Raw genomic sequence first — 13262 nt, forward strand, 5'->3', positions numbered from 1 at the left:
TCACGGCAGCGGCTGCTCCGCCCAGATGACCTTCCCGGCGGGCGTGTAGCGGGTGCCCCACCGCTCGGCCATCTGCGCGACCAGGAACAGGCCCCGCCCGCCCTCGTCGGTGCTCGCCGCGTACCGCAGGTGCGGGGAGGTGGTGCTGCCGTCGGAGACCTCGCAGATCAGCGTCCGGTCGCGCAGCAGCCGTACCCCGATGGGCGCCCGGCCGTGCCGGATGGCGTTGGTGACCAGCTCGCTGAGGATCAGCTCGGTGGTGAACGACAACTCGTCCAGGTCCCAGTCCGCCAGCTGCCGGGTCACCCTGGCCCGCACCTCGGAGACGGCCGCCGGATCCGCCGGCACCTGCCACAGGGCGATCCGGTCCGCGCCGAGCGCCCGGGTCCGGGCGACGATCAGCGCCACGTCGTCGCTGGGCCGGGCCGGCAGCCGCTCCAGGACGGCCGCGCAGGTCTCCTCCGGAGTGCCGCCGGCCGCCGACTCCAGGGCACCGGCGAGCAGTTCGAGTCCCTCGTCGATGTCCCGCTGCCGGTCCTCCACCAGCCCGTCGGTGTACAGGACCAGGCTGCTGCCCGCGGGCAGCTCCAGCTCGGCCGTCTCGAAGGGCAGCCCGCCCAGACCCAGCGGCGGGCCGGCCGGCACGTCCGGGAACTCCACACTGCCGTCCGGCCTGACCAGCGCCGGCGGCGGATGGCCGGCCCGGGCCACCGTGCAGCGCCGGGACACCGGGTCGTAGATCGCGTACAGGCAGGTCGCCCCGGTGATCGTGGCCGTGGCGTCCGCCTCGTCCGCGGGGGTCTCGTCCTGGTCGATGCGGCCCACCAACTCGTCCAGCAGGCCCAGCAGTTCGTCGGGCGGCAGGTCCAGCGCCGTGAAGTTGTGCACGGCGGTGCGCAGCCGCCCCATGGTCGCCGCCGCGTGCAGCCCGTGCCCCACCACGTCCCCGACCACCAGCGCCACCCGGGCCCCGGACAGCGGCAGCACGTCGAACCAGTCGCCGCCCACCCCCGACTGGGCCGGCAGGTAGCGGTAGGCGATGTCCAGGGCGCTCTGCGCGGGCAGGTTGCGCGGCAGCAGACTGCGCTGCAGGGTCACCGCCATGCTGTGCTCGCGCGTGTAGCGGCGGGCGTTGTCGATGGAGACCGCGGCGCGGGCCACCAGCTCCTCCGCGAGGGCCAGTTCCTCGGTGTCGAACGGCGCGGGCTTCTCCGAGCGGCAGAAGTTGGCCAGGCCCAGCACCATGTTCCCGGCCCGCAGCGGCACCGTGATCAGCGAGTGGATGCCGAACTCCAGGATCTGGCCGGTCAGCTCCACGTCCTGGGCCCGCCAGCCGGGCGAGTCCCGCAGCCGCGGCTCGACGACCGACTGGCCGGTCTCCAGACTGCGGCCCTGCGGCGAGGACGGCACGAACTGGAACCGTTCGCCGACCGGGTACAGCGGGGCGTCCTTGCGGATGCCGGTGCACGCCACCCGGCGCAGCGCGTCCCCGGGTTTGGGCTCCTCGCCCTTGAGGACCGCTTCGTACAGGTCGACGGAGGCGTAGTCCGCGAACCGCGGCACGGCCAGCTCCGCGAGTTCCTCGGCGGTACGGGTGACGTCCAGGCTGGTGCCGACGCCCACCCCGGCGTCGTACAGCATGTTCAGGCGCTCGCGAGCCACCTCGGCGCGGCCGGAGAGGGCGCGCAGCTCGGTGGAGTCGCGCAGGGTGACAACGCTGCCGGGCGGTCCGCCGCGCACCTCGATGGGGCGCTGGTTGACGGCCAGCAGCCGGTCCTTGACCAGGTGCACCTCGTCGGTGGCGACCCGCCCGGAGGCGATCAGCGTCGCTGTCTCCGCGTCCAGGCCGAGGTCCGGGACCCGGCGGCGCTCGGCGTCCGCCGGCAGGTCCAGCAGGCGCTGCGCCTCGTCGTTGGCAAGCATCAGCCGGCCGTCGCCGCCGACGATCAGGACACCCTCCCGCACGGAGTGCAGCACCGCGTCGTGGTGCTCGTACATCCGGGTCATCTCGTCCGGGCCGAGGCCGTGCGTCTGACGCAGCAGCCGGCGGCTGACCAGCGCGGTGCCCGCCGTCGCCAGGGCCAGCGCCGCGGCGGCCGCGGTCAGCAGCAGCGGCAGCTGCTGGTCGGCGGTGCCGCCCACGTGCGCGGTGGTGATGCCGGCCGACACCAGGCCCACCACCGTGCCGTTCGCGTCCCGGACCGGGACCACGGCCTGCACCAGCTCCCCGATGGTGCCGTGGACCTCCTCGGTGACGGTCCCGCCGGCCAGCGCGGGCCCGATGGTCCCCACGAACTTCTTGCCGATGCGGTCGGGCTTGGGGTGCGTGTACCGGATCCCGTCGGTGTTCATGACGACGATGAAGTCCACGCCCGTCGCCTTGCGGGCCGCCTCCGCCCGCGGCTGGAGCACCGTCGTCGGGTCGGGCAGCCGCAGCGCCGCCGCCGTGCCGGGGGCGTCGGCGAAGGTCTGGGCGACGGCCAGGGACCGGTTGCGGGCCTCCGTGCTGCTGTCGTGCCGTTCCTGGAGCACCAGGGCCGCCAGGGCCGACACGATCAGCAGCAGCACGATCACCACTTGCAGGACGAACACCTGTCCGGCCACGCTGCGTCCGCTCAGCGCCGACCACAGCCGTCCGGACCGGATACGCCCCGGCCCGCTCGGCTCCCGCTGGGCGAGCGGTGCGCGCGGAGTCCCGGATCGGGACGGCCGAGTGTCGGACCGGCCGGGCTGACGGACCATGAGCCCATGTCTACACTGCCGGGCCCCGCGAGGCGAGAGCGTCCCCCGGGGTAACCGGGTCGATACCCCGTTGTGTCCCGATCACCCCCGGTCTGCGGGCCCCGGACGGCGGGTGGCGAGCAGCAGTGCGACGTCGTCCGGGCGGTCGGTGGCGTGCCGGGCCATGGCCGTGAGCCGGTCGGCCACCCCGGTGAGGGTACGGGCGCCGCGCCGCCCCGGCGCCGCCCCGGCCGCGGACAAGGCCGCCCCCAGCGCCGCGATGCCGTCGTCGATGTCGGCGCCCGGCCGCTCCACCAGTCCGTCCGTGTACAGGGCGAGGATCGCGTCCGGCGCCAGCTCCAGCTCGGTCACCGGATACCGGGCCCGCGGGTCCACACCCAGGACGACACCGCCGGGGATCTCCAGGACGCGGGTGCGGCCGTCCGGGGCCCGCAGCAGGGGCGGCGGATGGCCGGCCCGGGCGATCCGGGCGCGCCCGGTGGCGGGGTCCAGACGCAGATAGCAGCAGCTCGCGAACTGGCCCGGGTCGAGGTCGATGAGCAGCCGGTTGGTGCCGCTCAGCACCTCGTCCGGCGGCCGGTCGCTGAGCGCGAACGCCCGGACCGCGCTGCGCAGTTGCCCCATGGTGGCGGCCGCCTGCACACCGTGCCCCTGGACGTCGCCGATGACCAGCGCGAGGCCGTCGCCCGCCCCGACGACGTCGTACCAGTCGCCGCCCACGTCCATGCCCTGGGTGCCCGGCAGATACCGGCCCGCGGTCTCCACCTGCGGGTGCGCCGACAGCCGGCGAGGCAGCAGCGCCTGCTGGAGACCGCGGGCGAGGGCGGCCTCGCTGTCGTAGCGCCGGGCCTTCTCCATCGCGTGCGCGATCAGCCCCGCGAGCGCCGTGAGGACCGTACGCTCCTCGGTGCTGAAGCCGCGCTCGGCCTCGAAGCCGAGGATGCAGGTGCCGACCGGGCGCCCGGAGGCGATCAGCGGGAGGAAGGCGCGGGCGCCCACGTCGGCGTCCAGGGCGAGGCCCGGGTAGGTGTCCGCCAGCCGCCGCATCGACTCGAAGAACAGCGGCCTGCCGGTGGTCAGGGCCTCCACACCGGGGATGTGGGCGTCCAGGCCGACGCCGTCGAACGGGGCGAGGAAGCCCGGCGGGAAGCCGGTCTCCCAGGCCAGGTAGAAATGCCGGTCCTGCAGCAGGTAGATGGCCAGCCGACGGCCGCCGAACGCGGGGAGCAGCTCCTGCATCACCACCGCGGACACCTGCCGGGCGGTCACCGCGTCGGTCAGTGCGATCGCCAGGGCGATCGGCCGGTACAGCGGGGTCATCGAGGGCCCGCCGGGGCCACCGGGCCGCCCGGGCGCGGCCGCCGCGCCCGGCTCGGCCGTGGGGGGCAGCTGCACCGCGGGGTCGATCCGGCTAGCCGGGACGACCGTACAGGTGATGAGATCCGGGCCCGGGTGCAGGGACAGGGCGAGGCACTCGCCCTCGGCGACCTCCTCGCACCGGACCTGGAAGTGCACCGGGCCACGGGCGAGCAGCGCACCCCGCCAGTGGTCGTCGTACTGTGGCCCGCCCAGCCACGGCATCGCCTCCCACACGGACCGGCCGAGCAGTTCGGAGCGTGGCCGCCCCGCCAGGCCGACGGCGGCCGGATTGACATAGCGGAGGACCCCGGAGCGGTCCAGGCAGAAGACGCCGTCGGGGAGCAGATCGGCCGCTCCGTCGGCGGCCGTGGCCGGGCCCGGGCCCGGACCCGGGTCGACGACGATCCCGGAGACCAGGGGCGGGCCGGCGGCGCCGGGCGGCGGCCACAGCTCCAGCAGGAGCGGGGCGCCGTCCGCGGCCCGCACCCGCAGCGGGGCGTCCGGCGGCTTGCCGGCCGCGGTCTCGTGCAGCGCGGTCAGCACGTCGTCGGCGTCGTCGGGCGTCACGGCCGCGGCCAGCTCGGCGCCGGTTCCGGGGAAGTCCTCCGGTGCCCTGCCGAGCAGGACGTGCAGCCGGTCGTCCGCGTGCACCGCGGAGGTGGCCGGATCCCAGGTGAAACGGCCCACCCGGGCCGGCCCGGGCCGGGGCGCGGGCGGCCGTACGCACACCGGCTCGCCCTCCCAGGCGACCGCCGCGTCGCCCTCCTCGGCCACCAGCTCCCGCAGCCCGGCCCCCAGCCGCTCGGCCAGCCGGCACAGCCGGTCCAGGTCGGGCAACTCGTCCACCGTGTCCGCGGTACCGGGAAGCAGCACGGTGAGCACCCCGAAGGACGGCTCCGCCCCGGGCACGGGCGTGTACACCGAACCGAACTGGAAGGGCAGGCCCGCCGCGAACTGCGGATAGCGGCGCACCATCTCCGTGGCGTTGGGCAGCACCACCCGCGTCCCGAGCCGGTAGGCGTCCGCGACCGGGAACGGCCGGTCCACGTGCAGTCGCCACCAGGGTCTGAACAGCGGGCCGGGGAGCCCCACCAGTGTGGCCAGCCGCAGCAGCCCGGGGGTGCCGGAGCGCAGGTACACCCCGGCGACGTGGGCACCCGCCGCGCCCAGAGCGCCGGTCGAGGCCTCGACCAGCAGCGCGGTCAGCCGCTCACGCGCCCGGCCCACGTGCTCGCCGCTCCCAGTCATCGGGTCCTGCCTCGTCCGCGCACCGCCGGGTGGGTGACACAGCAAGAATGCGTCACGACGGCCCGGATACGCACCCCCGGGCCACGGATCAGGCGGCGGCTCCGGCCGTCTCAGCCCCCGCCCACCGGCCGAAGCACCAGGTGGCCGTCCTCCCACCCGGCCGCCATGGCGAACGGGAAGGCGTCCGCCTCCAGGCACATCGGTACGTCGTCGGGGTGGACGCCCTGCCAACCGAGCCGCAGGCCCTCGGCGAGCCGCGCCGCCCCGCCGGAGTTCCGTGCCCGCTCCACGAACGGGCCGGGGGCGACGGAGCCGTCGGTCACCAGCCCGGCGATGTACTCGGCGCACGCCAGGTCCTCCTCGGCCCGCCCGCCGTCCCCGGTGACCACGAAGGTGACCGCCGCGGGCCGCTCGCGCCGCAGCACGGCTGCCGTGGCCCCGGCCACCACGAAACTCGCGCACAGCAGCAGCCGGGCCCCGGCGACGGCGAGCGCCCCGGTCGTCCCGGCGGTCGTCTTCTGGACGACCGTGCGGCCCGCGACGTCCAGCGAGCGCAGCTGGGCCGGTGAGTTGGCCAGGTCGAAGCCCGGCACCACCGGGCCGTCCTGGCAGGCCAGCAAGCCGGGGTGACGGGCCTTCAACTCCCGTGCCTCGTCGAGGGTCTCGGCGAACACGATCCGCTCGGCGCCCATACGGAACGCCCAGGCCGCCACCGTGAACGCGCGCATCACGTCGACGACCACGGCGACTTCGGGCGTCGAGGAGAGACCGGGGACACCGGTGAACGTGGCGCGCACGACGCCATCATGCCCGGTCGGTCAGAGTTCCGGGTCCTCGGCCGTGGGCAGGGCCGCGCGCATGGAGCGCAGGGCCAGGAGCAGGACGCCGATGTCGTCCAGGTAGATGGGGTCGGGCAACAGGTCGGTGGGGAGCACCAGATACAGGACGGCGCCCCAGAACACCCAGCGCGAGCCGGTCGGCAGCCCGGCCCGGCGCAGGGTGCGCCGGGTGCGGACCAGCCGTACGAGTACGGCGACGGCGCCGGCGAGCAGGGCCGCGGCGACGATCGCGCAGATCACGAGCACGGTCGTGGTGGTGTCCATGGCTGTCCTGTCGTCCGGCCCCGATCCGGCCCGGGGTCTCTCACTGGTCCGTCTTCCCGGTTTCGTCCCCGGGCATGGCCGTCGGTCCGGCACTCTCCCTCGGGGCCCGCAGTCCCTTGAAGGCGCGGGTCAACTGCTGGAAGGGGGACCCGGGTTGGGCTGCCGGTGCGGCCGGGGCCGGGGTGTCGCGGAGGGCGGCGAGCGCCTCGTCGGCCCGCGCGGCGGCCTCCCGGTACAGGTCGCGGGACCTGGTCATGGCCTCCAGCGCCTCGGCGTACTGCGCGACGCGCCCCCGTTCGCGCGCCAGCTCCTCCTCCAGCGTCATCAGGGTCCAGTTGTCCCGCAGATCGGCCAGCGCCTCCTCGGCGCCCTGCGGAGCGGGCTTCGGCAGCGCGGCGAACCGGCGCAGGGCCGTGATCAGCTCGGTGGGCTCCGAGCCGTCCAGGAAGACGCTGCGCACCGCGTACTCCTGCGCGTCGTAGCCGGCCGGCGCCGGGTCCGGGGGCAGCAGCACGGCGCCGCCGCGCGGGACCTCGACACCGAGGTCGCGCAGCGCCCAGTTGACGGCACGGAACTGCTGGGGCGCGGCCCGGTGCTCCACGACGCGGTGCGCGAGGCCGGGCGGCAGCTGCCGGACCAGGGGCAGCCGGCCGAGCGCGTCGGGCGTCATCGCCTCGTGCACGACGAGGTTGACGCACCAGGCGTCCTTCGCCGCGTCCCGCAGCACCCGGCGCATGTCCTTGTCGTCGGCGGGCAGCGGGTTGACCGTGCGCAGCCTGACGCCCGCCACGGCCGGGTGGTAGTCCCAGGCGGCCTCGCCGCCGTCACCGGCCTCCTCGCCGTCGGGCCAGAACATCGCCGCCGGGGAGGGCCAGGCCTCGTCCCAGGGCCGGTCGGCCTCGGCGACGAGCTGCCACTCCCGCCCCGCCTGCCGGCCCTGCAGGTCGACGGCGAGGGCCAGCCGGGCGCGCACCGTCACGGTGCCGTCCTCGACGCGCCAGCGGGCCTCGAAGACGCGTCGGGCGGAGTCCTCGGGCACGGGGGGTTCCGCGAGGTCGTCGAGGACGCCGGCCTCCTGGCGGCTGCGCAGGATCCTGCGGATCACCTCCTCGGAATCCGGACCCGTGTGGCGGCCGCGGGCGGCCCAGACGGTCGGCGGAAGGACGGCACGGTCGGTGGCGGAGTTCGACATGGGCCAATCTGCGGGTGGAAGAGGAGTGCGTCCTCCAGTATCACCGCCCGGGAGCGTGTCTCATAGGGCGGGGGCCGCCCGCGCACGGCGAGTGCGCCCCGCACCCGGGGCGCGAACCGAGTGCGCCATGCGACGCCGGTTCACCCGTGCCCTTGATCCGGCCGGCCTCGGACAATGGTGCCGGGAACGGGGCCCGCCCGACCATCCGCCAGGGGCGGGCCCCGTTCACACCGCCGGGAAGCGCGGGAACCGGAGGCGCGGGAGGGGGCCGACGGCAGTCCGTCGGCCCCCTCTCACACGTCACGTCTCAGTGCCTCACGCGCCACTCTCGCGGAGCATGTCCTCGCGCTCGACGAGCTTGACGCGCTCGCGGCCCTGCGGCTCGCCCAGCGCCTTCTCGGCGGCGTCCAGCCTGTACCAGCCCTCCCAGGTGGTGAAGCGGACGTTGCGCTCGGCCAGGAAGGCCTCCACGGCCTCCGGCGCGGGCGCCTCGGGGGTGTGCAGGCGGCCGCCCGCGTAGTCGTCCAGCAGGTTGGACACCGTCTCGTTGGCGTCGCCCTTGGTGTGGCCGATGAGGCCGACCGGGCCGCGCCGGATCCAGCCGGTGACGTACGTCGACTGAAGGTGGCTGCCGCTCTCCTCGATGACCCGGCCGCCCTCGTCGGGGACGGTGCCCGAGTCGATGTCCCAGGGCAGCTTGGGCAGCTTGTCGGAGAGGTAGCCGACCGCGCGGTAGACGGCGGTGACGTCCCACTCCTTGAACTCGCCGGTGCCCTTGACGTTGCCCGAGCCGTCGAGGGCGGTGCGCTCGGTGCGCAGCCCGGTGACCTTGCCGTCCGCGCCGAGGATCTCGGCCGGCGACTCGAAGAAGTGCAGGAAGAGCTTGTGCGGGCGGTCGCCGACATCGCGGATCGCCCAGTTCTCCAGGGTCTTGGCGACCATGTCGGCCTGCTTGTTGCCGCGCCGGGTCTCGATCGAGCCCTCGTCGTAGTCGATGTCCTCGGGATCGACGATGACCTCGATGGTGGGGGAGTGGTCGAGCTCGCGCAGCTCCATCGGGGAGAACTTCGCCTGCGCCGGGCCGCGGCGGCCGAAGACGTGTACTTCGAGGGCCTTGTTGGCCTTGAGGCCGTCGTAGACGTTCGGCGGGATCTCGGTCGGCAGCAGCTCGTCGGCCGTCTTGGCGAGGATGCGGGCCACGTCCAGGGCCACGTTGCCGACGCCGAGGACCGCGACCTTCTCCGCCTCCAGGGGCCAGGTGCGGGGCACGTCCGGGTGGCCGTCGTACCAGGAGACGAAGTCGGCGGCGCCGTACGAGCCGTCCAGCTCGATCCCGGGTATCCGCAGCTCGCGGTCGGCGGTCGCGCCGGTCGAGAAGATCACCGCGTCGTAGAAGGAGCGCAGGTCGTCGAGGCTGATGTCGGTCGGGTAGTCCACGTTGCCGAACAGGCGGATCTGCGGCTTGTCGAGCACCTGGTGCAGGGCTGTGATGATGCCCTTGATGCGCGGGTGGTCGGGGGCGACGCCGTACCGGATCAGGCCGAACGGGGCGGGCATCCGCTCGAAGAGGTCGATGGACACGCCGGGCTCGGCGGCCACCGCGGACTTGAGCAGGGCGTCGGCGGCGTAGATCCCGGCGGGGCCGGCTCCGACGATGGCTACCCGCAGGGGGCGCGGCATGATCAGGTTCCCTTCGAGTGAGGACAAGCGATCTCGAACGGGAAGCCTAAACTAAGGCAGTCCTAAGTTAGTACGCGGGTCCGCTCTATGACCCCATAAGGCGATCTTATGACTTGTATCGGGTGGGGCTTATGACGTCCGGGACGTCATCGCGACTTCCCGGTGCTTGGCGGGTGCCGGGTACATGCACCAACCTGTCCCCTGCGGCGCACCGAGGCGCGGTGGCCGGAGGGCGAGGGGTGAGGGCGTGGACGCACGCGGGAGGACGACCGTCGCGGTGACCGGCGGCAGCGGCTTCGTCGGGAGCCATCTGGCACGGCGGCTGCTGGAGCGCGGGTACCGGGTCCACGCGACCGTCCGCCGCGCCTCCGACGCGACGAAGGTACGGCCCCTGTGGGAGCTCCAGGAGGCCTTCCCCGGCCGGCTCACCCTGTTCGAGGCCGATCTGCTCCGGGACGGCTCCTTCGACGAGGCGTTCCGCGGCTGCGCGACCGTCTTCCACGTGGCCTCGCCGTTCCTGATGCCGGAACGGATCAAGGACGGCCAACGGGAGCTGGTGGACCCGGCGTTGCTCGGCACCCGCAACGTGCTCGGCAGCGTGGAGCGCACCCCGGACGTGGAAACCGTGGTCTTCACCTCCACCGTCGGCGCGATCTTCGGCGACTACGCCGACGTCCGCGGGATGGCCGGCGAGGTCCTGACGGAGAAGTACTTCAACACCACCAGCACGGTGGCGAACAACCCCTACCACTACGCCAAGACGGTCGCCGAGCGCGCCGCCTGGGACGCCGAGGCCGCCCAGGACCGCTGGCGCCTGGTCTCGATCAACCCCGGCCTCATCCTGGGCCCTTCCCTCACGCCCGCCTCCGAGTCCGGCAGCCTCTTCCTGCTCGACGAGCTGTTCAAGGGCTACTTCTGCTACGGCGCCCCGGACTTCAGCTTCACGACCGCGGACGTCCGCGACGTGGCCGACGCGCACATCGCGGCCGCGGAGAACCCGGCGGCCGGCGGCCGTTACATCGTGGCCAACGAGACGATGACGTCCTTCCACGAGATGTCCCGGATCATCCGCACCCGCCACCCGTGGGACCCGCGCCTGCCGCGCACCGCACTCCCGCACGGGCCGGTACGGGTCCTGGGCCCGCTCTTCGGCCTGACCCAGGACTACATACGCAACCACCTCGGCATCCGCTTCCGCGTCGACAACGGCCGCAGCGTCAACGAACTGGGCCTCGCCTACCGGCCCGTCGAGGAGACCCTCCTGGACCACCACGAGAGCTGGCGCACCCGGCGGCGGAGGGTCTGAGCCCGACGGCCGGGGGTCAGGCCGGGCGGATCACGCGGTGGATCGCCGACTCCCCGGCGTTGTAGATCGACTCCTCGCGGATGAGCGCCCCGGGGCTCGGCGCGTGCACCATCGCGCCGCCGCCCGCGTAGATCCCGACGTGACTGTCGTCGTCGAAGAAGAAGACCAGGTCACCGGGCTCGACGGCGGCCAGCGTGATCGGGGTGCCGGCCAGGGTCTGCTCCGGCGCGGTGCGCGGCAGCGATACGCCGGCGGCGCGCCAGGCGGCCTGGGTCAGGCTGGAGGCGTCGTACGCCCCCGGCCCGGTCGCTCCCCAGACACACGGCCGGCCTATCTGCTCCCGCGCGAACGCCAGCGCCTTCATGGCCTTGCCCGGCTCGGCCCCGGCGCCCGGCTGGAGGAAGACGCCGGGGTCGGCGTAGGCGCCGGGCGCGGCCGCGGGGAGAACCGGGGCGGGGACCTGCGGGGGTGCGGTCGGCAGGGGCGTGGTGGGGAGCGGGGCGGTGACGACCGGGGCGGGGGCGGCAGTGGGCATCGCCATGGTGGGCGGGGCCGCCATCATCGCCTCGGGCGGCGCGGTCATGGCCGTCGGCATCGCGGCCATCGCCGGTGCGAGGGGTGCCGTCATGGGCGCTGTCATCGGGGCCGCCATGGGTGCCCCCATCTGCGCGGGCATCTGCGCGGGCATAGCGGCGGCGGGCGCTGCCATCGCCGTGGGCATGGCCATGGTGGCGGCGTAGGCGTAGGCGTAGGCGCCGTCGGGCTGCATGCCTGCCGCGTAGGAGCCGTACATGTCGGCGGCGGGTGCCGCGGCGAAGGGCGCGGCCGGCGGCATGGTGGCCATCGGCGTCGCGGGGGCGACGGGAGCCGCCGTGGGGTACGCGGCGTAGGCGTAGGCGGTGTCGGCGGCGACCGGAGGGATGTCGGCGTAGGCGGCAGGCGCGTTCGGCGACATGACCCGGAAGCCGCCGGGGTCCATCGGGCCGGGGGCCGGGGCGGGCGCCGCGGTCGGGAAGACGCCGCTGTCCGTGGGGGCGGCGGTCGGGAAGGCGCCCGTGTTCGTGGGAGCCGCCGTCGGGAAGACGCTGGTGCTCGCCATGGGGTCCGCGGTCGGGAAGGCGCTCGTGCTCATGGGGTCCGGGGTCGGGACGGCGCCCGCGTCGCCCGGGGTCGGCATCGGGAACGAGCCCGTGGCACCCGGCGTCATGATGCGGAAGGAACCGGTGTCCCCCGGGGACGGGGCCGGACCCTGGGCGGTGCCCGCGTCCATGGTGGACGCGGTCTGGTAGGTCCCGCCGCCCGAACCGCCCGGGGTCATGACGCGGAAGCCGCCCGCGTCCGCCGCGGCCCGGGTCGGGGCGCTGTCGGCACCCCCCGGGGTCATGATGCGGAAGGTACCGGTGTCCGACGGGGACACGATCGGGATGCCGCCCGTCTCGGTCACCGCCGGGAGCGCGCGCGTGGCGGCGGCCGAGTCGCCCCGGAAGGAGCCGCTGCCGGTGCGCTGGTTCGGTATGCCGACCGCGGGAGCCTGCCACTGCTGCGCCGGGACCTGGGCCTCGGGCGTGGGCCAGGGACTGGGCGCCGCCGGAGCGGCCTGGGCGACCGGGATCGGGGCCGGTGCCGGGTCGAGGGCGGCGATCGCGCGCTGCCCGGTGCGCTGGAACAGCACCTCGCGCGCCTTGGCGAGCTTGAGCTGGTTCTTGGTCTTGGAGGTACCCGGCGTGGCTCGCTGCGGCGCGGCGGCGGGCAGCGCCCTCGGCGCACCCGAAGGCGCCGCCGGCAGCGCCGTCGCGGGCCCCGCCGTCAACTCCAGCCTCGGGCGCGCCGGCAGCTCGCGGACGACCTCGATCTCGCTCTGCGCGGACGGCCCCGCGGTCAGCTCCAGCCGGGCCGGTCCGGAGTCCTCCAGCTGGCCGAGCAGGTCGGCGGCCATGGAGCTGACGGGCCGCCGCGGGCCGGGTCGGTCGGGCTGCCGGTCGGACGGAAGTGCGGCCGGCACGCTCGGCCCCAGCTTCGAACGCGCCCCCTCGAACCACTCCCGGGCGATGTTGTCGAGGCCCGGGTCGTCGCGACGGGGCCGCTTGAACAGCGGGACGCCGCGTGAACGCGAGCCCCCGCTCATCGCACGGGTGGCGTTGTAGTTCCCGGTGGCGTTCTCGGCCTGGTCGTAGAGGCTGTCGATCCGCTGTCGAACCTCGTCACGGCTTTCGGGCGCCATTGAGGGGTCGTGCTCCTTCCGTACTCCGCCTACCGAGTTAGCTGTCGGGTTCGGGCGCGGTGAAGTCCGGAAGGCATGCCCTACGGCCTCTGCCCTTGCGGACGGTCGGCCGATTCACCCCAGTGTTCGGTTGGGTCCCCGGCTCCGGATCCGCCCCTGAGGGGCACCGGACTCGGCGGAGGCCGCGCGGCCCGACGGGATTCGCCGGGGGGAGCCGAGCGGCTTGCCCGTCAACTTAGCCAACTTGTGTCACTCGTGTGAAGGTTGAAGTGGCTAATGTCCGATACGTAATTGTGATGTTCGTCGTAGCGTTCGAAACTCGACCGTAGGGCACGGCATTTCGCGCGCTTCCATTGCATTCGCAGGGTCACCGAGGCGTTGCCGTCGGTCGCGTCCCCCTGCTCCGGAACG

At 74.3% G+C, this 13262-nt stretch carries 8 protein-coding genes and 1 riboswitch; of the genes, 1 reads left to right on the top strand and 7 read right to left on the bottom strand.

Annotated features, from left to right (window positions below):
- From ABT137_RS32795 to ABT137_RS32820, 6 genes are all read right to left on the bottom strand, one after another.
- On the bottom strand, positions 1-2742 hold the full coding sequence (locus ABT137_RS32795) for a SpoIIE family protein phosphatase (protein ID WP_351714736.1): 2742 nt from the start codon (positions 2740-2742) through the stop codon (positions 1-3).
- Positions 2743-2823: 81 nt separating this feature from the next.
- Positions 2824-5349 (bottom strand): SpoIIE family protein phosphatase, encoded by a 2526-nt coding sequence (locus ABT137_RS32800; protein ID WP_351714738.1) that lies wholly within the window; start codon positions 5347-5349, stop codon positions 2824-2826.
- 110 nt (positions 5350-5459) lie between these two features.
- Entirely contained in the window at positions 5460-6146 is a 687-nt protein-coding gene (locus ABT137_RS32805; RefSeq protein WP_351714739.1) for a 2-phosphosulfolactate phosphatase, read from the bottom strand.
- A 21-nt stretch (positions 6147-6167) separates the two neighbouring features.
- Positions 6168-6452 carry a YkvA family protein gene (locus tag ABT137_RS32810; protein WP_351714740.1) on the bottom strand — a complete coding sequence of 95 codons (285 nt, stop codon included), beginning with the start codon at positions 6450-6452 and terminating at the stop codon, positions 6168-6170.
- Between the two features lie 40 nt (positions 6453-6492).
- On the bottom strand, positions 6493-7644 hold the full coding sequence (locus ABT137_RS32815) for a hypothetical protein (RefSeq protein ID WP_351714741.1): 1152 nt from the start codon (positions 7642-7644) through the stop codon (positions 6493-6495).
- Between the two features lie 315 nt (positions 7645-7959).
- Positions 7960-9324 (bottom strand): FAD-dependent oxidoreductase, encoded by a 1365-nt coding sequence (locus ABT137_RS32820; protein WP_351714742.1) that lies wholly within the window; start codon positions 9322-9324, stop codon positions 7960-7962.
- Between the two features lie 247 nt (positions 9325-9571).
- Here ABT137_RS32820 and ABT137_RS32825 point away from each other — a divergent pair, with 247 nt between their 5' ends.
- The gene (locus ABT137_RS32825; RefSeq protein ID WP_351714743.1) at positions 9572-10630 is read left to right on the top strand and encodes an NAD-dependent epimerase/dehydratase family protein; all 1059 of its coding nucleotides are present in this window, start codon (positions 9572-9574) and stop codon (positions 10628-10630) included.
- A gap of 16 nt (positions 10631-10646) precedes the next feature.
- Here ABT137_RS32825 and ABT137_RS51085 read toward each other — a convergent pair whose 3' ends face one another.
- Positions 10647-12851 (bottom strand): C40 family peptidase, encoded by a 2205-nt coding sequence (locus ABT137_RS51085; RefSeq protein ID WP_502984609.1) that lies wholly within the window; start codon positions 12849-12851, stop codon positions 10647-10649.
- A gap of 10 nt (positions 12852-12861) precedes the next feature.
- Positions 12862-13039: riboswitch (cyclic di-AMP (ydaO/yuaA leader) on the bottom strand.
- Positions 13040-13262: the final 223 nt, after the last annotated feature.

This window comes from Streptomyces sp. NPDC001980 (assembly GCF_040296885.1).
In the GTDB taxonomy this organism is placed as follows: Bacteria; Actinomycetota; Actinomycetes; order Streptomycetales; family Streptomycetaceae; genus Streptomyces.